Origin of the sequence: uncultured Sphingobacterium sp. (assembly GCF_964277905.1) — a bacterium.
Lineage (GTDB): Bacteria > Bacteroidota > Bacteroidia > Sphingobacteriales > Sphingobacteriaceae > Sphingobacterium > Sphingobacterium siyangense.
Window position 1 is genome coordinate 88,307 of sequence record NZ_CAXYKD010000035.1, and the last position, 21,580, is coordinate 109,886.

The 21,580-nt window shown below is 36.6% G+C and carries 30 protein-coding genes; 19 read left to right on the top strand and 11 right to left on the bottom strand.

The genetic code is table 11. The features are described 5' to 3' along the window. Nucleotides 1–170 precede the first annotated feature (170 nt). Entirely contained in the window at nucleotides 171–1,064 is an 894-nt protein-coding gene (locus ACHWSC_RS16070) for a helix-turn-helix domain-containing protein (RefSeq protein ID WP_394677421.1), read from the top strand. A gap of 157 nt (nucleotides 1,065–1,221) precedes the next feature. On the opposite strand, the gene ACHWSC_RS16075 is transcribed toward ACHWSC_RS16070, so the two are convergent. Further along, nucleotides 1,222–1,764, bottom strand: a complete 543-nt coding sequence (locus tag ACHWSC_RS16075) for an HAD domain-containing protein (protein WP_394677422.1) — start codon at nucleotides 1,762–1,764, stop codon at nucleotides 1,222–1,224. Here ACHWSC_RS16075 and ACHWSC_RS16080 point away from each other — a divergent pair. After that, on the top strand, nucleotides 1,672–1,929 hold the full coding sequence (locus ACHWSC_RS16080) for an SDR family NAD(P)-dependent oxidoreductase (protein WP_394677476.1): 258 nt from the start codon (nucleotides 1,672–1,674) through the stop codon (nucleotides 1,927–1,929). The genes ACHWSC_RS16075 and ACHWSC_RS16080 overlap by 93 nt on opposite strands. Before the next feature lie 90 nt (nucleotides 1,930–2,019). Here ACHWSC_RS16080 and ACHWSC_RS16085 read toward each other — a convergent pair whose 3' ends face one another. The 4 genes from ACHWSC_RS16085 to ACHWSC_RS16100 form a co-directional block, all read right to left on the bottom strand. Continuing rightward, nucleotides 2,020–3,183, bottom strand: a complete 1,164-nt coding sequence (locus ACHWSC_RS16085) for an FAD-dependent oxidoreductase (RefSeq protein WP_394677423.1) — start codon at nucleotides 3,181–3,183, stop codon at nucleotides 2,020–2,022. 75 nt (nucleotides 3,184–3,258) lie between these two features. Then, the gene (locus tag ACHWSC_RS16090; RefSeq protein ID WP_394677424.1) at nucleotides 3,259–4,113 is read right to left on the bottom strand and encodes an AraC family transcriptional regulator; all 855 of its coding nucleotides are present in this window, start codon (nucleotides 4,111–4,113) and stop codon (nucleotides 3,259–3,261) included. Between the two features lie 69 nt (nucleotides 4,114–4,182). Beyond that, nucleotides 4,183–4,368, bottom strand: a complete 186-nt coding sequence (locus ACHWSC_RS16095; RefSeq protein ID WP_394677425.1) for a transposase — start codon at nucleotides 4,366–4,368, stop codon at nucleotides 4,183–4,185. Between the two features lie 101 nt (nucleotides 4,369–4,469). After that, nucleotides 4,470–5,156: a mutarotase gene (locus ACHWSC_RS16100; RefSeq protein WP_394677426.1), complete on the bottom strand. Its 687-nt coding sequence runs from the start codon at nucleotides 5,154–5,156 to the stop codon at nucleotides 4,470–4,472. 425 nt (nucleotides 5,157–5,581) lie between these two features. On the opposite strand from ACHWSC_RS16100, the gene ACHWSC_RS16105 reads away from it, so the two are divergent. Next, nucleotides 5,582–6,019 (top strand): hypothetical protein, encoded by a 438-nt coding sequence (locus ACHWSC_RS16105; RefSeq protein ID WP_394677427.1) that lies wholly within the window; start codon nucleotides 5,582–5,584, stop codon nucleotides 6,017–6,019. 85 nt (nucleotides 6,020–6,104) lie between these two features. Further along, nucleotides 6,105–6,521 carry a hypothetical protein gene (locus ACHWSC_RS16110; protein ID WP_394677428.1) on the top strand — a complete coding sequence of 139 codons (417 nt, stop codon included), beginning with the start codon at nucleotides 6,105–6,107 and terminating at the stop codon, nucleotides 6,519–6,521. Nucleotides 6,522–6,625: 104 nt separating this feature from the next. On the opposite strand, the gene ACHWSC_RS16115 is transcribed toward ACHWSC_RS16110, so the two are convergent. The 3 genes from ACHWSC_RS16115 to ACHWSC_RS16125 form a co-directional block, all read right to left on the bottom strand. Next, on the bottom strand, nucleotides 6,626–6,904 hold the full coding sequence (locus ACHWSC_RS16115; protein WP_394677429.1) for a hypothetical protein: 279 nt from the start codon (nucleotides 6,902–6,904) through the stop codon (nucleotides 6,626–6,628). Nucleotides 6,905–7,191: 287 nt separating this feature from the next. Further along, entirely contained in the window at nucleotides 7,192–7,698 is a 507-nt protein-coding gene (locus tag ACHWSC_RS16120; RefSeq protein ID WP_394677430.1) for a hypothetical protein, read from the bottom strand. A gap of 331 nt (nucleotides 7,699–8,029) precedes the next feature. Continuing rightward, entirely contained in the window at nucleotides 8,030–8,671 is a 642-nt protein-coding gene (locus tag ACHWSC_RS16125) for a DNA alkylation repair protein (RefSeq protein ID WP_394677431.1), read from the bottom strand. Between the two features lie 593 nt (nucleotides 8,672–9,264). On the opposite strand from ACHWSC_RS16125, the gene ACHWSC_RS16130 reads away from it, so the two are divergent. Both ACHWSC_RS16130 and ACHWSC_RS16135 read left to right on the top strand, forming a co-directional pair. Beyond that, the gene (locus ACHWSC_RS16130) at nucleotides 9,265–9,639 is read left to right on the top strand and encodes a hypothetical protein (protein WP_394677432.1); all 375 of its coding nucleotides are present in this window, start codon (nucleotides 9,265–9,267) and stop codon (nucleotides 9,637–9,639) included. A gap of 133 nt (nucleotides 9,640–9,772) precedes the next feature. Then, entirely contained in the window at nucleotides 9,773–9,958 is a 186-nt protein-coding gene (locus tag ACHWSC_RS16135) for a hypothetical protein (protein ID WP_394677433.1), read from the top strand. Here the strand turns inward: ACHWSC_RS16135 and ACHWSC_RS16140 are convergent. Continuing rightward, nucleotides 9,948–10,415: an HAD domain-containing protein gene (locus tag ACHWSC_RS16140; protein ID WP_394677434.1), complete on the bottom strand. Its 468-nt coding sequence runs from the start codon at nucleotides 10,413–10,415 to the stop codon at nucleotides 9,948–9,950. The genes ACHWSC_RS16135 and ACHWSC_RS16140 overlap by 11 nt on opposite strands. 124 nt (nucleotides 10,416–10,539) lie before the next feature. Between ACHWSC_RS16140 and ACHWSC_RS16145 the strand changes: the two genes are divergently transcribed. The 3 genes from ACHWSC_RS16145 to ACHWSC_RS16155 are packed head-to-tail and all read left to right on the top strand — an operon-like array spanning nucleotide 10,540 to nucleotide 11,796. After that, nucleotides 10,540–11,121, top strand: a complete 582-nt coding sequence (locus tag ACHWSC_RS16145; protein ID WP_394677435.1) for a hypothetical protein — start codon at nucleotides 10,540–10,542, stop codon at nucleotides 11,119–11,121. Then, entirely contained in the window at nucleotides 11,108–11,593 is a 486-nt protein-coding gene (locus ACHWSC_RS16150) for a hypothetical protein (protein WP_394677436.1), read from the top strand. The genes ACHWSC_RS16145 and ACHWSC_RS16150 overlap by 14 nt, the downstream gene beginning before the upstream one ends. An 11-nt stretch (nucleotides 11,594–11,604) precedes the next feature. Beyond that, complete coding sequence (locus ACHWSC_RS16155; RefSeq protein ID WP_394677437.1) at nucleotides 11,605–11,796, top strand: hypothetical protein; 192 nt, start codon at nucleotides 11,605–11,607, stop codon at nucleotides 11,794–11,796. A gap of 36 nt (nucleotides 11,797–11,832) precedes the next feature. Here the strand turns inward: ACHWSC_RS16155 and ACHWSC_RS16160 are convergent, their stop codons facing one another. Both ACHWSC_RS16160 and ACHWSC_RS16165 read right to left on the bottom strand, forming a co-directional pair. After that, a complete protein-coding gene (locus tag ACHWSC_RS16160) occupies nucleotides 11,833–12,396 on the bottom strand; it encodes a hypothetical protein (RefSeq protein WP_147420843.1) in 564 nt (187 codons plus the stop codon). Between the two features lie 41 nt (nucleotides 12,397–12,437). Further along, complete coding sequence (locus ACHWSC_RS16165) at nucleotides 12,438–13,001, bottom strand: hypothetical protein (RefSeq protein ID WP_394677438.1); 564 nt, start codon at nucleotides 12,999–13,001, stop codon at nucleotides 12,438–12,440. A 406-nt stretch (nucleotides 13,002–13,407) separates the two neighbouring features. On the opposite strand from ACHWSC_RS16165, the gene ACHWSC_RS16170 reads away from it, so the two are divergent. From ACHWSC_RS16170 to ACHWSC_RS16215, 10 genes are all read left to right on the top strand, one after another. Beyond that, the gene (locus ACHWSC_RS16170) at nucleotides 13,408–14,229 is read left to right on the top strand and encodes a helix-turn-helix domain-containing protein (RefSeq protein WP_394677439.1); all 822 of its coding nucleotides are present in this window, start codon (nucleotides 13,408–13,410) and stop codon (nucleotides 14,227–14,229) included. Nucleotides 14,230–14,306: 77 nt separating this feature from the next. Next, complete coding sequence (locus tag ACHWSC_RS16175) at nucleotides 14,307–14,906, top strand: NAD(P)H-dependent oxidoreductase (RefSeq protein ID WP_394677440.1); 600 nt, start codon at nucleotides 14,307–14,309, stop codon at nucleotides 14,904–14,906. 225 nt (nucleotides 14,907–15,131) lie between these two features. After that, nucleotides 15,132–16,124 (top strand): SDR family NAD(P)-dependent oxidoreductase, encoded by a 993-nt coding sequence (locus ACHWSC_RS16180; protein WP_394677441.1) that lies wholly within the window; start codon nucleotides 15,132–15,134, stop codon nucleotides 16,122–16,124. Nucleotides 16,125–16,166: 42 nt separating this feature from the next. Next, complete coding sequence (locus tag ACHWSC_RS16185; RefSeq protein WP_394677442.1) at nucleotides 16,167–16,355, top strand: SDR family NAD(P)-dependent oxidoreductase; 189 nt, start codon at nucleotides 16,167–16,169, stop codon at nucleotides 16,353–16,355. Between the two features lie 136 nt (nucleotides 16,356–16,491). After that, complete coding sequence (locus ACHWSC_RS16190; protein WP_394677443.1) at nucleotides 16,492–17,301, top strand: helix-turn-helix domain-containing protein; 810 nt, start codon at nucleotides 16,492–16,494, stop codon at nucleotides 17,299–17,301. A gap of 141 nt (nucleotides 17,302–17,442) precedes the next feature. Beyond that, nucleotides 17,443–17,979 (top strand): hypothetical protein, encoded by a 537-nt coding sequence (locus ACHWSC_RS16195; RefSeq protein ID WP_394677444.1) that lies wholly within the window; start codon nucleotides 17,443–17,445, stop codon nucleotides 17,977–17,979. Between the two features lie 5 nt (nucleotides 17,980–17,984). Beyond that, the gene (locus ACHWSC_RS16200; RefSeq protein WP_394677445.1) at nucleotides 17,985–18,536 is read left to right on the top strand and encodes a hypothetical protein; all 552 of its coding nucleotides are present in this window, start codon (nucleotides 17,985–17,987) and stop codon (nucleotides 18,534–18,536) included. A gap of 243 nt (nucleotides 18,537–18,779) precedes the next feature. Continuing rightward, entirely contained in the window at nucleotides 18,780–19,328 is a 549-nt protein-coding gene (locus ACHWSC_RS16205; RefSeq protein ID WP_394677446.1) for a hypothetical protein, read from the top strand. A 24-nt stretch (nucleotides 19,329–19,352) separates the two neighbouring features. Continuing rightward, nucleotides 19,353–20,132 carry a DUF4241 domain-containing protein gene (locus tag ACHWSC_RS16210; protein WP_394677447.1) on the top strand — a complete coding sequence of 260 codons (780 nt, stop codon included), beginning with the start codon at nucleotides 19,353–19,355 and terminating at the stop codon, nucleotides 20,130–20,132. 507 nt (nucleotides 20,133–20,639) lie between these two features. Then, the gene (locus ACHWSC_RS16215; RefSeq protein ID WP_236582823.1) at nucleotides 20,640–21,539 is read left to right on the top strand and encodes an alpha/beta hydrolase; all 900 of its coding nucleotides are present in this window, start codon (nucleotides 20,640–20,642) and stop codon (nucleotides 21,537–21,539) included. The last annotated feature ends 41 nt before the right edge of the window (nucleotides 21,540–21,580 follow it).

The following is a 21,580-nucleotide window of genomic DNA, read 5'->3' on the forward strand; positions in this document are numbered from 1 at the left end:
TGCATTGTTTACCAGTATTACTGCTTTTTAAATCAGTAGACACCTTAAATTTCAACCACTTATCTGTATTACTGTTTTTCATACCAAAATCACTGAATTGCGCAAAGCAAAAATAAAACGAGAAATCTTTTCACTAAATTTGAGACATGGTTGTAACCCATGAATAAGGAATGGACATCAAAAGAATAAATAGTGTTTGGGAATACAGTTCTCTGCGGGGAGCAGAAACTTTACACCCGTTGATAAATGTTTTAGATTATGATAATCTAAGCCTATTGGAACCTGCATCCTACAATTTTGGATTCTACTCCATTTTTTTGAAAGACACAAAATGTGGTGATCTGCGCTATGGAAAGGAGTTATACGATTATCAGGAAGAAAGCCTAGTTTTCGCAGCCCCAGGGCAGGTTCTGACCGTTGAGAAATACTTGCCCAATGTGCACCCCAAAGGTAAGGTGCTGATCTTCCATCCCGATTTTTTGAAGGGAACACAATTGAGCAGCATATTGAACGACTATAGTTTTTTTTCCTATACATCAAATGAGGCATTACATATGTCCAGAAAAGAGAGAGACCTGATTTTGGGCATGTTCGTTATAATCGAAGATGAATTGCACCAGAATCTGGATAAACACAGTAAAACGTTGGTTATTTCACATTTGCAGGTTCTATTAAACTATTCTACACGTTTCTACGACAGGCAGTTTATTACAAGGGAGCATGTGAACAAAGGTATACTACAACGCTTTGAATCGATCCTAAACAGTTATTTTATTTCCGAAAAACTCCAGATAGAAGGGGTCCCAACGGTGGCATACTGCGCTGAGCAGTTGAATTTGTCTGCCAACTACTTTGGTGATCTTATAAAACGGGAAACAAACATGTCAGCTCTGGAATATATCCAGGCAAAGGTTATCGATTTGGCGAAAGAGAAAATTTTTGATATCACAAAGTCTATTAGTGAAATAGCCTATGAATTGGGGTTCAAATATCCGCAGCATTTTACGAGACTTTTTAGAAAGAAAGTGGGTATGTCCCCTATTGAGTTCAGAAATCTCAATTAGCAAAATACTACTTTTGATTCCATACATTCAAAAACTTGCGTTAACAAACAGTTAGTTATAAGTAAATTATTTGATAAAATTTGGCGGCATTCGAGATTGCTTTTTCACATTAAAAAAGCTATTAAATATAATCAGTGCTACAACTATTAATCGGAAGTTATCTGTTAAGGATATTCTTCAAAATGTGCAGATTCTTTTCTGTCAATCCGCTATAAGGAGATGTCAATACTAACCTTGATTTTAATACTTGTGGCAATTCATTTAATGATTTATCATCGTCTATAATAACTATTTCTTCGGTTTGCAGGCCTCGACGCACAATCTGACCCAATATTTCATCCTTACGCGTATAGCGATGGTTGACTTTCGCCACAACATCTTCCAACAGCGTAAGTGAATCTATTCGAATATCTCTATCACGAGATGTCTTTTTCCATTCTGCTACTGTATATCTAGAACGGTGCGAGCTAGAAAGGATTACCTGATCTTCCTCTGCAATGAATATAGTATTAAATGTTTTAACAGCTGCTCTACTGAATACATAAAAGCCATCGGTTGCCTGCGCCACTTGCCTATGTGGATTGGCATGTAAAGTGCAGTCGATGCGATTGCACGTACCGCAGCTACTGAACTGGCAGACAGAAAAATCAGAGTAAATGTGGTTGCTCTCGGATTGACCGATACACCTATAAATCAGCAAACACCTGCAGATATAAAAAATGCCATAACAGCAGCAGTCCCATTGAAACTAATCGGACAAGCGGAAGAATTTGCTAACGCAATTGTTTTCTTGTCTTCAAACGAAACCTCTTATATTTCAGATTCATATCTGGCGGTAGATGGCGGTTTTACCATTCGCGGATAAATATGCGTAGTTTATGATATACTTAGTGTTATACACTAGGTATATCATATCTAATCTTGGAATTAACATTTGAAACGCCATCCGCTGGAGCTATGATTTAGTATTACTTAGCAATCTAACAAGTTCCTTTACAGATTCATTAGTTGGTGCGGCAAAATCTTTTATTCCGTCAATTGTTTCCATGCAAAGAGGCGCAGCCCTTTCAAACATGATATCTTCATAAGCTGAAATTGCCACTTTAAGGTTGGCTTGCCTTCCACTGGTTAGGCATTCACACAGATCCAAAGCGTCCAGCATGGCCAGATTTACGCCTTCACCATTCGGAGGCATTAAATGCGCGGCATCTCCAATGAGGGTAAGATTACTTTTAGAAGCCCACCTTATCGATAAAGGAAAATAGTTAAGTGGGCGCCATGTGAAATGTTGACTGGCTTCAAAAAGCATGAAGAAGACAGGATTCCAATTTCCAAAATGTTTTTTAAAATACCCGCTAACTTCTATAGGATTACCGAAATCTATACCACTGGATATACCCCAGTTTTCCGGATACATTGAGGCTGCATAAAAAGTGAATCCGCCATCACCTCTAGGCTGGACAACCAGGGTGGCCCCATCTCCCATAGCCATCAGATTCCCTTGATTAACGAGTTCGTACATTTCCGGGCATGCAATCTCGGGATGATCTATTTCGCCCTGGATAATTGCTGCTCCGGAATAAAGAGCTTTCAAATCTGTCAGATAGGGACGGACCTTGGAGCGGTAACCGTCTGATCCGATGACCAGATCAGCAGCCGCGGTCATTCCCTTCTCAAATTTTAATTCCCATTTATCTTCAATTTCCCGCAAACCTATAAGCTGGCTATCCCATACTACGGTACCAGGAAGCAGTCCGTCGATTAGGAGATCTCTCAGCGCTCCTCTATCAATTTCTGGTCGGAAATGTTCATCTCCGAATACGGGTTCTTCTTCTCGCTGACTCTCATCCATCAGCATATTTCCCTGCGGATCAAGCAGACGATATTTGTCGGCACCCTTCATGTAGTTTGCTTTAAAAGCCTCCATAAGTCCGGTCGCCTCCATCGCTTTAAGACCTGAATCAAAGTGCAGATCTACAATAGCTCCCTGTACGCGTGCGGCTTGACTAAAATCTCTTTCATACACTTTAACCTGTGCACCTTTCATTTGCAGCAGCCTGGCCAATGTCAGACCACCTGGACCACCTCCAACGATGGCTATATTTTTTTCGCTCAACATTTCTATCTTTTTTAATGACACAAAGGAACGGCGGAAAGAAAGGCGATACAATAACGAGATGCTGTAACTTTAGGACTATTCGCGGTTTTTAGCAAGAAAGGCAGTCGGTGACATTCCTACCGCTTTGCTGAACAGCCGTGTGAAGTAGGAAAAGTCATCGTAGCCTAGTTCATCCGCAATCTCTTTCACTGACTTCCCGGAATGATAAAGCAGCCGTTTGGCCTCCAGTATAATCCGCTGCTGAATATGGATAGAAACAGGTTTACCAGTCGTCACTTTGACACATTCGTTGAGGTAAGAAGTCGATAGGTTTAAAAGTCCGGCGTAATCCCTTGGATTTTTAACCTTCTTATAATTCTTTTCCAATGTTGTTTTAAACGCTCTTGTGATATCCTCAAATCGGGTATGATATACTGTCGGTTTTTCCAAAGCCAAATATTGTGAAATAATCAGCGCAATCAAGGTATTACAGCTTTCTTTTAAAATGGAATGATACAAAATCTCCGTTTTATTTCCAGACAATTTCATACATAAGGCAACGGCGTCTGACAGGATATCAAGGGTCTCAGGCTTTACAGACAATATGTCTGCCGGTGTAAAATCTTGCAACAAGCTCAGATATGCTGCGCTGATGTTTTCTTCGGTAACGATCCAGGTACTGAGCATTGCTCTGTCGAATGAGATCACGCGATGCACCTGATGGGGATTGATGTAGACAATGGCCGGGGCTTTGATGCAATATGTTTGAAAATCAATTTCAATAGTTGTATTTCCTTTTTCCTGAATGATAAACGTATAGCCTCCATCGCGATGGGCTCGTTCAACTTCGGAATCTGGTGATCCATGAAATGATTCACGCATCATCATAATACCCTTCGAAGTTCCTTCAGGCAATGTGTTAACAGGAATATTTTTGTCTTTTTTTCTCATTATAAAACAGGCTTAATAATAACAATCTCTTGAAAAGAGAATACATTTCCTCAATAAAAGTAAGCATTGTCATCTTCCGCCTGCCGCAGTTTGCGCAATTAAGGAACGCCCAAAACCACCGTATTTTTTCTTCCAATTGAAAAATGTCTCCCTGTGAAACTCCCATTGCCGGCATATTTCTACCACTCGGGTGCCGGTCTCGGACTGACGTACCGTAAAAGCTATCTGTGCCTCGGTAAACTTTGATCTTTTCATCGTCTTTCCTCCTATTTAAAATTAGTAATTCACACCTAATTCTCTATTTTTAAAATGTCCTGTTTTGCGGGGGGAGGTCAATTTGACAACTGTACAAATGTTTATAAATGAAAACTATGAAGGGTTTTGATGATGTTGCTAGTTTGATACCAATCGTTATAGACCAATTCAAGGGATTGTACGTTCATATCTCCAAATTCAGCTGTTCTGTAATCTCGCAACAGATTTCCAAACTTATAGGGGGAACACAATTCCTTCCTAAAACGCACAGCAGTCATATGTGCAGTAATCAGCTTGTATCTCGAATCTATGCTCTGTTGCAAATCAGTGGACTTGAAATTATTCCTTAAGCAGTTACGTAAAATATTAAGCCCTTCACCTACCGGAAAACCCTGGATCATCACAGCATCTCGTGAAGCTGTGATGCCTTTAAATTGCAGTCTAAGTTTTGGTATCTTTTCGAGACTTTTAAAAATAATCTGCTCATAATCAAAGACATGTACCTGACTTAAATCAAAACCTTCGTAACATGAAATGATCGAAAGTGCCGTCACATGTAGATCTGAGACGGGTTGGTAATACTGCTGTCCATCAATATCCAACATTTCTTCCTGAAATTCCCTTACTCGAGCTTTAATATCATCATGGGGTCTTATCAGTAAAGTTAGGCCACGACGTCTGTCTTTATCATTATATATTTGCCGATCAATTTCAATCTCTCCTCTACTAATCTGTCCAATGGACCGATCGAACAAATTATCATAAAGCTGTGCGAGTTCTATAGACATCTTGGTTAGACAATCATTACTTACTTATTAATTCCTGTAAATTTAGTGCACGCATTTAAGAAACAGAAAATTATCTAGTATAAAAGTGTAAATAATATGGTAACCAACTTCAATATAAGGAAGTAGGAGCAATAAATATTATTTAAAGATAGGTATTCCAAGTCTTTGGAATACGATTGAAAATCATGTAGATTTGAAAAACGGATTGGAGCTTTCTTTACCTCATAGAAAATACGAAGCTGAGACTAACGCTAACTCTAGAGCTCAAAAATGGTTCGGACCGGGCGCCCTTATAAAAACAGAACCCAATAAAGCACAAAAAGTATATAGGAACAATACATGGTATGAACGACTACTAATTAATACGATGTATGGTTCTTACAGGTTAAGCTATGATCATACATATTTAAAATAACATTCGTACTATGAAAACTTTAGCGATAATTATATCTTTTTTTTTCATTTTGATTTCTTGTGATGATGTTGATTCAAGATTTTGTGTTTTAAATAGAACTAATCAAAATATATATGCCTATCTAACAACTGATTCTTCATCAGAGGAGGCAAGAGCTTTTTTTATTGATAATGGAAAGCCTAATCAAAAGTTAAGAATATATAAGGCGATAAAACAGCATGATTCTGTTTGTTTTTCGATTATTGGTAATTGGAACCAAATCAGCAATTTTGACAGAGATGGAAATATTTTTATCTTTTCAGTTGATTCAATTGAATACGATAAGGAACAGTTGAAAGCAAATTCTTCTCAGCTTATAAAAAGGTATCAAATAACACGGAAGAAACTTAATCAGCAGGGGTGGCGTTTATTAATTCCGGCAACAATTCATACAACAAACCTGTACTGATTAAAGAATAATACTTGATATGAAAAGTTAATAATTAGTACCTTTTATAGTTCGTATAAATTGAAATTTGATAAATGCTAGCAGGATGAAAGTATTAAAAATAGCAATTGTAGCTTCTATCGCTTTGGTTTCTTGTGATAGAATTGATTCAAGATTTTGTGTAGTCAATAAAACAGATAAAAACGTTTGTGTTTACCTTACAAAGGATTCCTCCACCAATAATGCTAAACTATATTTTAGTGAATATGGTAAAGTCGATAAACAGTTGAGACAGTATTATTTTATTAAATTGAACGATTCAACCCACTTCTCTGTTATGGGCGATTGGGACTCTCGCTCGAATTATAGGTTTAATGATAATAGAATGATATTTATCTTTTCAGTTGATTCTATACAGTTAAAAACAGAAATGTTGGATAAACATCCACAAACTGTTATTCGGAAATTTGAAATAGCTCAAAAGACATTAATTGATAACAATTGGCGTTTTGAAATCAAGTAGTACCTCACTGCCTGCATCGTAAGCAACTGTTAAGTCTCATTTGACATATAGAAACTATTGTTTATCCTGTTTTCAAAAAGACACAAATTTCTTTAACAAGCTCATTAACAGATATTTTTTGTATTTTTTTTTATTAATATATAAGGTATGTCATTATCGCCATTTTCTCTCTCAAATTCTACATAACATAAGATTTCGGCAGATGATTCATTATTCATATCCCAAGTCGATACATATATCAACTTGTCTCCTCTAAGTATCCCTAAGGCAAAATTGTCCCCATCCCAAAAGTCGACTATTCTAAAATAATCAATTCCAAAGACAGATACAATTGTATTCCAAATTACTTTTATTGATTTATCCTTATTTTGCAAATCTTCCATCTATTAATAACTTTCTTTAATTCTTCAGGCTGTTTATTAAATAATGGAAGCGAAATCATTTAATATCCCAATTTATCATAGCATATTTCTTTGGTCAATTTGTCACACAGCGCCACATCATAAAAATAAGGACGCTCTGTGGCACTGGATATACCAGAACTTCCATTTCTATCCATGCCAAATTCCAAAATACCGATAAAGTAAACCTCTGGCAGGTAATAATCACTACCCTTCTTACCTCGCGCTAAAAAACCTCTGCCACCATTTGCTCAGTCCGACATTATTCTTTAATGCTCCTGCTTGCATAAATTTTTAATATCTTGAGGAATTAATACCCGTTTAAAAGTTAATAATTTTTTTTCAGGTGGAAGTGCGATCTCGCGTGTAAAATATTGACCGCCACTATAAAAATACCTGGCCTTTCCCTTTAAAACCTCCACTGCAATAGTCTCATTATCGACGATATTGAGCTTCAATTTGACAGCTTTGTTTTCAGCGCTGAATCCATTATTAACATGTTTAAGCCTCAAAAGATAATCTGCTTGCATCCCAAAACTAACTGCAAACGTTTGGGTAAGCTCTCCGATTCGATAGCAGATCGTATCATTTAATACAATAAGTGTTCTTCTAATGGTTTTCTTTTCAAAGGTTTGCACTTTCTCTCTTCCTTTGCCAAGGGGATCCAATGAAATACTATCGACAAATTCATATACACCTTTCTTTAAATGAGCCTGCGCAAATGCCACATCCATTTCCATTATCACAAAAATTAATATGCAAAACATCCACTTCATATCAGCTTATTTAAACCAATTTACAGTTAATTTGGTAGTGTATAAGACTACTTTATAATTCGTTCGGAGGTATTTATTATTCGCTATGACTTCATCATTATCTGAAAAATTTCATTATGCCGATTTTCCCTTAAGGACGAGGCTGCGCTTTAGATTTCTAATAAAGGGGTTCTTCCCCACTTTTGGTGGTAAATCTATCATATTTATCTAGCGCTGGGCGTTTGAATTTTAATGACTGCATCAAAACTTGTTTTTTCGGGAGATGGCTATACCTTTTGGGTTATATCAGATTTTGTTGATTCTACTTTCAAATCATCAGTAAATAATGCTTTTATAGCTTTCGTTTATTGCTTTCAATGACAATAAATTCTGGTAAATATTCAGGTGTACAACCTTTTGAAACCATTTTACCTTTATAAAGTCCAGATTTTTCGCCAAGTGCTATACAACGATTTCGATATTTTTTTTCATAAACTCCAATCCAACCTGTTGTGAAATTCATTGCCCATTGCACTTCCGGCTCTTCATTTTCAATTTTACTTTCAATTTTAGTAAGCAATTCTTCGCTGTTGGGATGTGGTTGTCCAGTCCAACGCAAACGACCTTGAAAATACCAATAAATTCGTCTTTTTAGCGAGGACTGGTTATCTGCCCAACTTTCTATTAAAGCTATTGTCTTTTTGTCTTTTGTTAGTTGGTTCGCCATGAGCCAATCAATCATTTGAAGTTTCTCACTTTCGTTATGTTGCTTAATGTCCGTAATTAATTGATCAATCACTTCTTCGGTTAAAAGTTTCTTGTCCATAATCAAGATTGCCAATTGACGAGCAAAAAAAAGCTTGGATGACCAAAGTTCCATTGCCAATTCGTGATCTTTTTTAATATCCTTGGCAATAATTCGCAAGTCTCCAAGTTTCGTGTTCTTTTCTGTGATCTTTGTCAGTATATTTTCTACTTTTTGTGAAAGTTTCATTCCAGTCCTGTTATTTGTTTGACATCATTTTCAGGGTTGCTTGTAGCGGTTCGTCAGCTTACCGAAGGCGGGGCTTTCACAGCACCAACCTGTCAAGCTACGACAAAAGTTTATTCGGAGCCGAAAAGTTTCTGCCCCCACCTCCGTCTCCCTTTTGGCAATACTATTCTATTTCATCAGAATTGGATTTAGTAAATTTTCTAGATTCTTTAAATCAACTTCTTTGGTTGATTTATCACTAAACTCTCTTTCTGTTAAAGAAATCACATTGACGTAATTATAATAATGTCCCATAGTTTTTTAGATTTAAATTGTGAAGATATTATTTATTTTGGTTGAGCTTTGGTTTAAAATTACAGCCAACGGGCCGCGTATTAGCGATAGCGGCGGATCACAACCCTTCAATCTTTCAATAACCTAAGCAACAGCCTTTTATTACCTTTTAAATTTATAAAAAAGGAACGATAAAAAGCCATTTCGACTAAAAAAGAATAAAATGATAATGTTCAGTATAAATATGCAAATCTTGCCATAAGATAAGAGTATTGATTTAGCATTTTGATTACTTTGTATAGGACCTAAAGTCACAAAATATGAACACAAAATTTGAGGTAGGAATTAATATTGCCCTAAAAATTCCCAAAAGCAAATATGAAAAGACAGTCGTTTTTTATAGGGATGTTTTAAAGTTTAACGTGGAGGAAAAGCCGATTAACACCCCAACTGTGTCGAGGACATGTGAAGTAAAATTTGGCAATAATATTATATGGCTTTACTGTGTGGACAATTACACACATTCTGAAACTTGGTTACAGCTTACGGTTCCTGGCGTAGAAATGGCGACAGCATATTTACTATCCAATGGGGAGGAAACCTGTGATGAAATTGAAGAATTACCGGAAAATATGCATTGGATTACTGACCCAGCCGGGACGGTATTCAACCTACAACAAACGCAAAAAAAATAACGAAATCCACTGGGTAGCGTATTTTACAGATTTAAACAATTTTATTGCTGAATGGTATTATTTTTCATGGTACCGAGATTCATTATGGCGGCATAGCTGAGTTCTTATTCAGCCGGGAATTGGTTACAATGCGATGCCAGCAATAATCGAATTCCTTGGTGGCGAAAAAGCCTATGCCAAAATTATTCACGCACTTCCTTCAGAGATCACGATTACGGTCGGTGAACATTCAACCGATAAAGGAGAGAAATCTCTCAAGAAACCGGGCTACTTCAATAGGATAAAAAAGAGGACAATTGGAAAGAAAGTTATCTGTTAAGGATATTCTTCAAAATGTGCAGATTCTTTTCTGTCAATCCGCTATAAGGAGATGTCAACACTAACCTTGATTTTAATGCTTGTGGCAATTCATTTAAGGATTTGTCATCGTCAATAATGACTATTTCTTCAGTTTGCAGGCCTTGACGCACAATCTGACCCAATATTTCATCCTTACGCGTATAGCGATGGTTGACTTTCGCCACAACATCTTCCAACAGCGTAAATGAATCTATTCGAATATCTCTATCACGAAATATCTTTTTCCATTCTGCTATTGTATATCTAGAACGGTGCGAGCTAGAAAGGATCACCTGATCTTCCTCTGCAATGAATATAGTATTAAATGTTTCAACAGCTGCTCTACTGAATACATAAAAGCCATCGGTTGCCTGCGCTACTTGCCTATGTGGATTGGCATGTACCATGACACCGTCTATATCTAAAAAGAAAATCATATTGCACGAAGCTAATAATTAAATGGGCACTTCGACTCCCCCGTTTGCGATTTAATAATAAAAAATATTAGCCATAGATTGATAGTCCAGCCTAATTTTGTAAATTCAACGCATAAGCCATAGCATGAAACAGTTCATAAAACTATTCCAGATCTCTGCCCTTACTATCCTTTTTGCCGGGTGTAAGGATCCTTCTCGCACAAAGACAATGGATTTTGGTCTATTTACGCTTGAAGTTCCTTATAAATGGCAGCAGGTCAAACAAAATGGAACCGACAGTTATGTGGGCGCAATTGCTGTTGGCAATACGGATACGCTCTACTTTGATCTGGGTTTGTATTCAAATAGTTTGACAGAACCAAATATTCAGGTTATCACGCGAGAGATGATAGAGGAAAATAACTTGGACTCCTCGGATTTTGTTGTTGTTAACGATATCATGTCAATGAATATTGATGCCGATCTATACAGAAAACAAAATGTGTCCTGGGATACGATCGATAATAGAAGAGCGAAAATCGTATTTCCGAGAATATCCGGGAAAGGAATGACTGGAGTGTACATCGGCAGCCTATGGGGAAACTCTTCAAAAGTCCGATTTAATCTTCACGGTTCAAACCTGAAAGCGCAAACAGAACAAGATCTTCTTAAAGCGATAAAAACATTGAGATTCCACAAACGTAAAATGGATAATGAAGAGAATTAACGCTCCCCTATTTGTACATCTCAGTTTTATGGTTTTGACATTTTATGTAGTATTAGCAGACAATGATTGGCTGAGAGATATTACGAAGAATCTAAATTTTAACCTGATTATTTTTGGATTGCAAGTTGCAGGACTTATTTATGCAGGATACCTACAAGCGGAAAGAAATAAAAAGATATTCTCCATATTCCGGCCAGCATTGACTGGCTTGATAATACTTATATCATGTATACTCATTACGGGAAATTATCAGTTTAATAATAATATAGATATCACCATTTTATGGGTGATTCTTGAGGCCTATTACATAGCATATGATGTTTTAATAGCTGGTCTCTTCAAGGAAATCCCGCTCCTATTGAATATAAGTCGGCAATTCCAAGTCACATGCATTTATATTATTCTCTCAGCCATATTTCCCTTGATCGGGTACTCGGTCTTTAAATTGAAAAGAGGTACTTTCAACATGTAAATTAGGAATCTATGGAAGATAATTGCAATAAATATGATCTTTCAAGTGCCATGGGACCAAAATTAAAGGAGCTAGTAAAAATCCAACTTGCTGATGAACTAAATAGTTTATTGGATATGAACTTTAAATTTGATTTTAACTGGTCAGAATCCTGTAGATTTTTTCCAGACTTATTGGGATCAAATAACAGTTTGGCAAAATGATAGGGAACTATTCTTAAAAGGGCTTTTTCGCAATGGCTACATACCAGGAGGAGTGCGATAGGTCATGATTTCCGTACCATTAGACTTTTTCACAATCTCCTTTGTATTTCTAAGTATTAATGTATGACTTCCAAGTTTGCTATATGATACAAAGTCTCCATCAGGAGTTTGTTTGCATATAACAAACATATGCCAGCCACCGTCTGCTGGAAGTGAGATAATAACCTTTTTCCCAGACTTCAATTCATTTTCTATCGTTTGAAAAAGGCTGTCCACAGGAAAGCTAGAATCTCGGGGTAAAACAAATTTTTGAGAAAAAGTAATACCGTATAATTCTTTATTGTCAAAATCTCGGAAAGAACCATCTGCTTTGTTTTGCCATTCCTTTTGTAAGCCGTAAAAATCAAAATCCACCACTTTATAATACTTTAGGATCATTTCGACAGCAGATGGAATGCAGGACATTTGAAAGAGTTGATTGTGGTTATTTATGACGGTATCAAAAAACTCAAGATTATCGTCTTTTTGTGTTTGAGCCTTCGAATGAAAAACAAAAGATGTGGACATGAACACAATTATACTTAAGAGAACCTTTTTCATAATTTAAATTACTTTTGATTGTAAGATAAGATAATACTTCACTACAAATGAGGTACAATGCTGTACGTCATGATTTCTGTACCCTTAGACTTTTTCACAATTTCTTTTGTATTTCGAAATATCGTTGTATGGCTACCGTGCTTGCTGTAAGAAACAAATTCGCCATCCGGAGTTTGTTTATAGACGACAAAAATGGACCAACCTATTTCCACCTGAAGTGCGATAATTACCTTTTTCCCAGATTTCAATTCATTTTCTATCGCTTGAAAAAGACTATCCATGGGAAAACTTTCATCCCGCGGCAAATTAAATTTCTGGGAAAAAGTAATTCCGTATAATTCCTTTTTATCAAAGTCGCGGAAAGAACCATCTGCTTTGTTTTGCCATTTAATTTGCAAGTCATAAAAATTAAAATCCAGCACTTTGCAATACTTTAGCACCATTTCGATTGCTGAGGGGATACCTGAAGCCGGAAAGATTTGATTGTGGTTGTTTACAACAGTATCAAAAAAATCGTAATTGCTGTTGTTCTTTGTTTGTGCCTTCGCATTAAAAATAACCGCTGTGGATATTAGCATGACTAAAATAAAGAGCATCTTTTTCATAATCTGAAGTATTTTTGATTTATAGAGCCTCCACGTGGTAGATAAAAACTTTGATGCGCGGAAGTAACAAAATGGAACAGCTGGCTTTAAAATCTTCATTGGTTATCTGATGTTTTCTCAAATATTTTGAGATATCGTTTAAAGTTTTACAATTATAGAAAAATACATTAAAAGCAAAAATTTTAGTAGCCTTTCTGTCTCAATTTTTTGTCGATTTTTATCATTATTAAGCCGTTGTGAAGGACAAATAAGAATGCATTGTTCAGACAGTCAAAAGTGGAGTTTCGGGCTTTGTCTCCCTTTGTCAGGAAAAATACTGGGAGGGTTATAAAGGAATAAAGAGCTTTTAAATAATCCAAACTATGAGGGTCAAAAACATAGATTTTTCTTACATTGGTAGGTATAAATGAAACCAAAGGAAGAAACATATCGTAGTTTCAGAATTTCTGCTCCTAAAGAGTTTGAAACAGTGTTCTCTCATTTCTATTATGCTGAAAACAAGTCTGAACATACCATAACCAAAACCCTTCTCCCTTCTTTTCAAACCATTATGGTTTTTAATTTCGGAGCTCGGGCATTTTTGGTTTCCAAGCAAAAAACAAAAATTGAAGTTGACAAATGTATCGTTTTGGGCCCTATTAAATCAGCATTTGAATACAGCCTTCCCCCCGATTCCATTATCCTAGTTGCTAATTTCAAGGCTGATGCATTTTATCGTTTTTTTGGCAAAGCATTTCTATCTGATCATTTGCCTATTCACCCAGATGAAGCTATGGAAGAAAATTGTTTTACCCGTTTATGGTTTCAATTAGATCGTATTGCCTCCACAGAAGAAAAGGTAGACCATATTCTTAATTTCTGCAAACCCTATCTCAGTCAGCAGAATGCCACCTCTACGCTATTGGCCAATTTCAGATCGGATACGATGGACTCCATTAAATCCATTGCTGAAGAAGCTAGACAAAGTGAAAGAAACATCCAATTGATCCATAAAAGGCACTTTGGCTTCAGTGCGAAGGAAGTGAATCGATACCATCGTTTTGTTAAAGCCATTGAATTGATTCAGAAGACAGATTTTTCTAAAGAAAAGATCAACTGGTTTGAAATCATCGATCAATGTGGTTATTATGATCAAAGCCAGCTTATTCACGACTTTAAACATTTCATTAATCTTTCGCCTAAGAATTACTTAAAATTCCAGCAGGATATTTGTCGGGCTGATGAATAACCCGTTTCGTTTTCTTACAATTTTTGAGGTGTTCCCTATTTTACTTTTGTACTGTTCAATCAATTAAAAGTAACAGTATGAAACATCTTATTATTTACGCCCACCCCAATCAGGAAAGTCTGAATGCTCAATTTGAACAATCTATTGAAAACGTTCTGCAACAACAGGAGCATAAAGTAATTACCAGAGACCTGTATCAACTGGGATTTGACCCGGTATTATCTCTGGAAGATATGGACGGACAACGAAAAGGTTACGTTAATGAACTTATCAGACGAGAACAGGAGTATATTTCCTGGGCAGATGTGGTCACCTTTATCTATCCAATTTGGTGGACCGGCATGCCGGCCATTATGAAAGGGTATATCGACAGAGTATTCAGCTACGGGTTTGCCTATCGTTATGATCAGGGAATACAAAAAGGATTATTAGCCGGAAAACAGGCTATAATTCTCAATACCCACGGAAAATCCAACGAAGAATATACCTCTATCGGTATGGATAAAGCATTATTACTGACATCTGATAAAGGTATCTATACCTACTGCGGTTTTCAGATCAAAGAGCATCTCTTTTTTGATAAAGCTGACGGGGCCACTCCTGAAGTCGTTGAAATGTGGCTTGCTATAATCAGGAATGTATATACGATTATGGATCCTCAACTTTCTAATCATTAAAACTGATGTATTTTGCTTATGAGGATTCATGGCTTGGGAGTAATGTAACACTTGCCCAAAAACATCGAAATAGAAGGCAGGATTTTGAAGATCCTGCCTTTTTTCTGCTTATATGATCAAGATCCCCTGCCCTTTTGAACAAAGTTAATTAGGCCTTTTGAACAAAACAGAACACATTGATCCTCCCTAATTTTGTCTCAGTAATAACAATTAAATGTATCCAAAATGGAAAAGAATAATTATCAGGGAGCTCAACAACAACCTATTGGTTCGGGCTTCAATGCAAAATCAACAGCTAATGATGTAATTCAAAACATCGATCTTACCGGGAAAACAGCTCTCGTAACAGGCGGCAACACAGGGATTGGACTGGAAACCACAAGAATACTCGCCGCAGCCGGAGCTACCGTAATTGTCGCTGCACGTGATATCGACAAAGCAAAGAAAAATCTGGAAGGAATATCCAATATTGAAATTGCAGCAATGGATCTAATGTCTCCCGCCTCCATTAATACTTTCGCAGAAAATTTTGTCGCTTCAGGAAGACCTTTACATTTACTCATTAACAATGCAGGTATTATGTGGGTCCCTTTACGTAGAGATGAACGGGGTATAGAATCACAACTCGCTACCAACTATTTAGCCTTGTTTCAGCTCACCTCCCGATTGTGGCTTTCCCTTAAAAAAGCCAACGGAGCGCGAGTGGTTAATGTTTCCTCTCATGGCCACTATTTCGCACCATTTAATTTTGATGATCCTAATTTCCTGCACAGAGAATATGAAACATTACAGGGCTATGGACAATCCAAGACTGCAGTCAATCTTTTTTCAATGGAATTGGACGCACGAGGACAATCTGCTCATATCAGAAGTTATGCGGTTCATCCCGGTTCTATCGGTGGAACAGAATTGGGCAGAGAAGCCCCATTGGAGCTATTCCAAAAAATGGGGTTTGTGGATGCAGACGGTAATATGCTACCCCAAGTTGCTGCATCACTAAAAACGATCCCACAAGGAGCTGCCACAACGGTATGGTGCGCAACAAGCCCTAAGCTTGATCATATCGGCGGCGTTTATTGTGAAGACGGAGATATCGCAGTAGTCTCATCAGATATTACCGCCCAAAAAGGGGTACATCCCTATTCACTGGATGAAACCAATGCCAAAAGACTTTGGAAACTCACCGAAGAGATGACAGGTATCCGTTTCAATCCATAAATCCATTTAAATCTACTCATTAAATGTGCTATTTAACTTATTGTGTTACGTATTTTAAAAAATTTAAAAGATAAAGTAGCGGTAATTACCGGTGGTAATAGCGGTATTGGCTATGCTGCCGCTAAAAAGCTAAAAGAAAACGGCGCTTATATGATCCACTATTTAACAAGCGAAAATGCAGGTTTCCTGACCAGAGCCAACTTTCTGGTGGATGGCGGACAATCTATCTAGAATTAATTTCAAGCATAAAAGAGAGGCAAGATGGCCCTCCTGCCTCTCTATTTTCAACAATGAACTTTTAAACAAAGTAAATTATGTTATTTCTTATCTTTACCTTATTGATTTCTTTCATAAAAAAGCAAAAATCATGGAATACCAAGCCCGATACATCACCGAAGATATAAAGCTTTCCAGCTACGAAGACCAATTTTTTAAATCGGACATTATGTTTGACCAACATATGTTGGTCTGGTTTCTTTCCGGAGAAACCAAGATTGTACAGGCTGATACCACCTATCTATTTAGAAAGGGGGATATCTTTTTAATTCCCAGAAACCAATTGGCTACAATAATTAATTACCCTAAAGATGGCGAACCTCACAAAACGGTAGTCATGCATTTATCATTAGAAACATTAAAAAATTTTTATGCTGGTAAGACCATAGATCCCCAACCACAAAATTCACCGAAGATTTTTTGTTTCAATAATCATCCTCTCCTGGAAAGCTGCCTAGCTTCGCTTATCCCTTATTTTGACATGAAAGATATCCCTGAGGATATTGCTGCGATTAAAATTACCGAAGCCATCAGCATTCTCAGAACCCTGGATAAAAGGATCGATCAATTACTTGCTAATTTTGAAGAACCCGGAAAGATCAACCTAGTCGATTATATGGAGAAGAATTTTATGTTCAATCTTCCACTGGAAAAGTTTGGTTACCTCACTGGCAGAAGTCTCACAACATTTAAACGGGATTTCAAAAAAGCATTTACCATGACCCCGCAACGATGGTTAACTTATAAACGTTTGGAGCTTGCCTATTATCAACTAACAGAAAAGAAAAAAAAGCCTTTGGAAGTTTGCTATGAGGTAGGATTTGAAAACCTTTCCCATTTTTCATTCGCCTTTAAGAAGCAGTTCGGGTTTTCACCAAGTCTGCTGAAAAGTATTTCCTGACGCCAATTGAATTTGAATTGATCAAAATCCATTGCTTAATCCCTACTACGCTTTTCGAATACTGGAACAGATCCAGTTATTTCGCAAAAATTTGTATGAAACCATTGGAACAATATTCCCATTATTCTTTATTTTTAGACTATGAGTGACTATACTATTTCGCTTGTGCCTAGCGTGTCCAGGTACGCTTTTGCTGAAATTGCTGTAGATGATATTTTAAAGTGGTTAGTTTCGAAAGATATCGTCAAAGCTGAATTATCGGAATGCACACTGGCCAACCTTGGATATGCATTTTCTGACGGTGCTCAATACATTGTATTAGAGCCTCATTTCCTTCCATACCAACTTGATATAAATGGTCTGGAAATAACAACTGAGCGTACTATATTTAATACCGGACAAAATGGTATCGATCGTATAGTATGCCCCAATTGTACTGAAAATATTGCAGACAATGAATGGGATCTGGATCCCTGGTACCAGGGTTTTACCGATAACTTGTTGTGTCCGATATGCGGCACTGAAAGTGACATCCATCAATATGTTTTCGAACCACAGTGGGGATTCAGTAATCTTGGATTTACATTTTGGAACTGGCCTGAATTGAAACCTGAATTTATAGTTGAATTGCAGGAAAAGTTAAACTGTGACCTGGTAGTTGTAGGGTCCCACATTTAGTCATCATGGAAAAAGACAACAATGAAGGAAGAAGTATCATTAAAGGAAGTGGTATGCTCCATGTCAATTGGGGTGATGAAAAAAATGGATCAGTACTATTTTTTCAGGGGGAAACGATCTTATTAGGAATTTGTAATGTTCCTTTTGCTTTATACACAACAACTCGGTTTGATAGAAATACCTTGCCAAATGAACATGTAATACACCTTGACCAGCTTGAAAAACTATTTCTAACAGGTGATTATAGCAGTAGAAAGGTAAAAGAAAATAGTCCATATGATATCCCGTTATGGATAAATGACCTTGAAAATATAAGTTTGTTGTATTTGGATCATTTTGATTTAATTGGTTTGACTAACCTAAGGATAAAAAACTTAAAAACACTGGTTCTTAAAAATGCTTATATTATTGATATTCCAAACCTTCTAATTGAGCTATTAACTTACAACAACCTAACTCATATTGCTTATGATGCGTCTTGTATTCCGTTAATCGACCAATTAAGAAAGCATCATGCTGGCGGGATTACTTTTGAGCTCTTAGATGGTACGAGCTAAATTTTTCCACCAATCTAAAAAGTGACCCTACAAATTTGATTGCAAATGACTGATAAGCTCGATATCTTTTTAAATGAGAAAATAAGTTAAAAAAACGCTAAGAATTATGATCTTGGATAGCACCAAAAGTAAGAAAGAAAATTTCTTAGCGATTTTTTAAATTAAGATTCTTATTAGCTACTACAATCTATTTTTTATACTTTTATCGTTAGGATTTAGAGAAATAACCGTTCACTTTCAAAGATGAAAAGTATCACGAATTCAATCACATCTTCTCATTATATACAGAGTTTTGCATTTGACCAGGTTGAGACCTATTCCCTCCAGCGCGGAGAGGAATACAATACGGTGATCCAAATGCTAAAACCAGAACGTAATGGGTTAAAAGTGAGAAAGGAGAAACGAAACAATCTGACCGAAACCGAAGAAATTCGACTGAGCGAATTGGACAAGCTATTGGGTGTAACACAGTATTTAATTGATGATACAGGGCAGTTTCATTTTTCGAGTCAAAGAATCAATACTTTTCAGTATGATAATAAGGTAGTCGGTCTACTAAAGAATATTTTACTTACGAAAACAACTGACGTGTCCAATTGGATGTGTGCCCCCATTTACAGGGATGCTATCGTATTCTATAATAGTTTGGGCGAAATTGTATCAGCACTGAATATCTGTTTAAGTTGTGAAGCAATGGCAATAGATAGCTCCAATCAGGTTGTCGCTGATTGCAGCACATATGAAATGCTCAGAAAGTTTTTTCAGGAGGTGGCTCATCCTATAGAGATATGAACTAAATAAAGAAAATTATTTCCCATGCACAAAATAACAATAACAATATGTCTGATGGCCGTTGTGCTATTTTTATACATTTCAAGAAACAAAGTTCCAAGTAATACTAACGATGTCATTGTACAAACAGCCAAATTTGACCTGACGGATACCATACCGAAAATAACCATTAAGGATACATCGCTCACATTCCCACAGATATTTGAGGGAAGTTTCGCGAAGGCCACAAAAATAGCGCAATTCGGTACGGAAATAACTTTTGATAAGATAGCTTTAGGAAATCTAAAGGTATCATCAGGCCAGATTATCGCAACTGATCCCGTTACCTTAAGGGATGCGGCAGCTTTTAGTGAAAATTTTCCTGTTGGTGAGTTTCCAGTCGAATTGGCAATGGCCAATATTAATGCCAATAAGGATCGAAGGGTCGCATTTGCACGCGTAAAATTTTCAGATAAGCCCATCCAGAAATGGGAGTTTGCGTTATTACCTGGAGAGACTTCTATCCCCCTCAAATCCAAAGAAATATATGGATATGGAGTAGATGCAGGACTAGGCCTTTTCGTTGATCAGGCAGCTAAGAATAGTCTGAATACGCTGCTCGGTAAAAATTGGGACATTATATTCTCCGAAAAATTCGAGGATTATTTAAATTACAGCTTTCAAAATCACAATGCCATCTTTTTCTCCACGGGGTATGGAGATGGTTTTTATGCGACGTACATCGGAAAGGACAGCGAGGGTAAAATTTGTCAGCTGTTGACTGACTTTAATATTGTACTGTGGCGGAATGTTGCAGAATATTGATATTTATTATAGTCCGTAGTTTAGCTGGAGATTTCAGGCATTGAGACTATGCGATTCCGAGGCGAATTGATTGGTCATCAGTTTTCGGATTTGGAGGGTCAATGGTATCGAAATATCCAGCTAAGCCACTAAAGTCACCGTAATATTTCAATTCATAGCGATTACTCCAATGAACAATTACTGATCAAATTTTTAATCACTTCGTTATCCAGATTTTGCCGCTGATCTGAAACAACTGAGAATGAAAATAAAACGCCGTCTTTTTCTACTAAGATGAGTTTCAGGAATTTTAAATTTTCGAAATCATTTATTTTGACCTACATGCCTTTACTGACGGCAAACCAATAAACTTACAATAAGCGTATTGGCAAAACAGCTCCTCTTTCGTATCTTCGATACGGCTACACTACTTCGCCAAGTCGTTGCGCCATTGCCGATAATTTTATCTGAATTCATAACTGAACATAGCACCTTAAAATGACAAAAATATTTTTACTACTTTTTTGTATGCTAACATCAATAATTGGAAAAGCTCAAACGGAAAAGATTTACTCAAAAGCATACGGAAAGAGCGAAAATCCGACAATAATTTTCATTCACGGCGGACCAAGAGGAAACTCGACACTCTTCGAGGGAACAACTGCAGAAAATTTAGCCGGAAAAGGTTTTTATGTTATCGTTTATGACAGACGTGGTGAAGGTCGTTCAATCGACACAACTGCAACATTTACTTTTCAAGAAGCAATTAGTGATTTAAATAGCATTTACGAAAAATATAACATAAAAAGAGCAAATATCATAGCTCATAGTTTTGGTGGTTTGGTTGGAACACTTTTTACAGAACAAAATCCTGAAAAAGTAAGTTCATTAATTCTTGCAGGTGCACTTTTTTCCCAACAAGAAACGTATAACCATATTTTGGAAACGACACGAAAAATCTACAAAAAAAAGAATGACACTTTAATGCTTTCCAAAATTTCTGCAATTGAAAGATTAGCTAAAAATTCGGCTGAATACAGAAAGCAATGTTATGAAATTGCAAGTATGAATAACTATTTCAAAATGCCATTTCCGACAAATGAAGCAAACCAATTGCGGGAAAATTATGAAAATAGTGAATATGGAAAAAGCAATATCCGAAATGACGACGCTCCTATTTTGTTCTATAAAAATGAAAGCAAAAATAATATTGACACCAAATCTATTTTAAAAAAACTAGAAAAAGAGAATGTAAAATTATTTGCACTTTATGGTTTGCAAGACAAAATCTTTTCAGAAAAGCAATTAAGTGATATGAAGAAAATAGTTGGAAAACAGAATTTCAAGACAATTGACAATTGCTCGCATTATCCATTTGTTGACCAGCAAAACCCATTCATTGAAATAATAGAAAAGTGGATTAAATAAAAAACTACCACCAACAAGGTATTAGCAAAAAGTTAGCTGCA

Excerpts from the sequence above, each read along its gene's own strand:
- ACHWSC_RS16070 (WP_394677421.1), top strand. The coding sequence starts at position 171 with ATGGACATCAAAAGAATAAATAGTGTTTGGGAATACAGTTCTCTGCGG.
- ACHWSC_RS16085 (WP_394677423.1), bottom strand. The coding sequence starts at position 3,183 with ATGTTGAGCGAAAAAAATATAGCCATCGTTGGAGGTGGTCCAGGTGGT.
- ACHWSC_RS16090 (WP_394677424.1), bottom strand. The coding sequence starts at position 4,113 with ATGAGAAAAAAAGACAAAAATATTCCTGTTAACACATTGCCTGAAGGA.
- ACHWSC_RS16095 (WP_394677425.1), bottom strand. The coding sequence starts at position 4,368 with ATGAAAAGATCAAAGTTTACCGAGGCACAGATAGCTTTTACGGTACGT.
- ACHWSC_RS16100 (WP_394677426.1), bottom strand. The coding sequence starts at position 5,156 with ATGTCTATAGAACTCGCACAGCTTTATGATAATTTGTTCGATCGGTCC.
- ACHWSC_RS16105 (WP_394677427.1), top strand. The coding sequence starts at position 5,582 with ATGAAAACTTTAGCGATAATTATATCTTTTTTTTTCATTTTGATTTCT.
- ACHWSC_RS16110 (WP_394677428.1), top strand. The coding sequence starts at position 6,105 with ATGAAAGTATTAAAAATAGCAATTGTAGCTTCTATCGCTTTGGTTTCT.
- ACHWSC_RS16115 (WP_394677429.1), bottom strand. The coding sequence starts at position 6,904 with ATGGAAGATTTGCAAAATAAGGATAAATCAATAAAAGTAATTTGGAAT.
- ACHWSC_RS16120 (WP_394677430.1), bottom strand. The coding sequence starts at position 7,698 with ATGAAGTGGATGTTTTGCATATTAATTTTTGTGATAATGGAAATGGAT.
- ACHWSC_RS16125 (WP_394677431.1), bottom strand. The coding sequence starts at position 8,671 with ATGAAACTTTCACAAAAAGTAGAAAATATACTGACAAAGATCACAGAA.
- ACHWSC_RS16130 (WP_394677432.1), top strand. The coding sequence starts at position 9,265 with ATGAACACAAAATTTGAGGTAGGAATTAATATTGCCCTAAAAATTCCC.
- ACHWSC_RS16135 (WP_394677433.1), top strand. The coding sequence starts at position 9,773 with ATGCCAGCAATAATCGAATTCCTTGGTGGCGAAAAAGCCTATGCCAAA.
- ACHWSC_RS16140 (WP_394677434.1), bottom strand. The coding sequence starts at position 10,415 with ATGATTTTCTTTTTAGATATAGACGGTGTCATGGTACATGCCAATCCA.
- ACHWSC_RS16145 (WP_394677435.1), top strand. The coding sequence starts at position 10,540 with ATGAAACAGTTCATAAAACTATTCCAGATCTCTGCCCTTACTATCCTT.
- ACHWSC_RS16150 (WP_394677436.1), top strand. The coding sequence starts at position 11,108 with ATGAAGAGAATTAACGCTCCCCTATTTGTACATCTCAGTTTTATGGTT.
- ACHWSC_RS16155 (WP_394677437.1), top strand. The coding sequence starts at position 11,605 with ATGGAAGATAATTGCAATAAATATGATCTTTCAAGTGCCATGGGACCA.
- ACHWSC_RS16160 (WP_147420843.1), bottom strand. The coding sequence starts at position 12,396 with ATGAAAAAGGTTCTCTTAAGTATAATTGTGTTCATGTCCACATCTTTT.
- ACHWSC_RS16165 (WP_394677438.1), bottom strand. The coding sequence starts at position 13,001 with ATGAAAAAGATGCTCTTTATTTTAGTCATGCTAATATCCACAGCGGTT.
- ACHWSC_RS16170 (WP_394677439.1), top strand. The coding sequence starts at position 13,408 with ATGAAACCAAAGGAAGAAACATATCGTAGTTTCAGAATTTCTGCTCCT.
- ACHWSC_RS16175 (WP_394677440.1), top strand. The coding sequence starts at position 14,307 with ATGAAACATCTTATTATTTACGCCCACCCCAATCAGGAAAGTCTGAAT.
- ACHWSC_RS16180 (WP_394677441.1), top strand. The coding sequence starts at position 15,132 with ATGGAAAAGAATAATTATCAGGGAGCTCAACAACAACCTATTGGTTCG.
- ACHWSC_RS16190 (WP_394677443.1), top strand. The coding sequence starts at position 16,492 with ATGGAATACCAAGCCCGATACATCACCGAAGATATAAAGCTTTCCAGC.
- ACHWSC_RS16195 (WP_394677444.1), top strand. The coding sequence starts at position 17,443 with ATGAGTGACTATACTATTTCGCTTGTGCCTAGCGTGTCCAGGTACGCT.
- ACHWSC_RS16200 (WP_394677445.1), top strand. The coding sequence starts at position 17,985 with ATGGAAAAAGACAACAATGAAGGAAGAAGTATCATTAAAGGAAGTGGT.
- ACHWSC_RS16205 (WP_394677446.1), top strand. The coding sequence starts at position 18,780 with ATGAAAAGTATCACGAATTCAATCACATCTTCTCATTATATACAGAGT.
- ACHWSC_RS16210 (WP_394677447.1), top strand. The coding sequence starts at position 19,353 with ATGCACAAAATAACAATAACAATATGTCTGATGGCCGTTGTGCTATTT.
- ACHWSC_RS16215 (WP_236582823.1), top strand. The coding sequence starts at position 20,640 with ATGCTAACATCAATAATTGGAAAAGCTCAAACGGAAAAGATTTACTCA.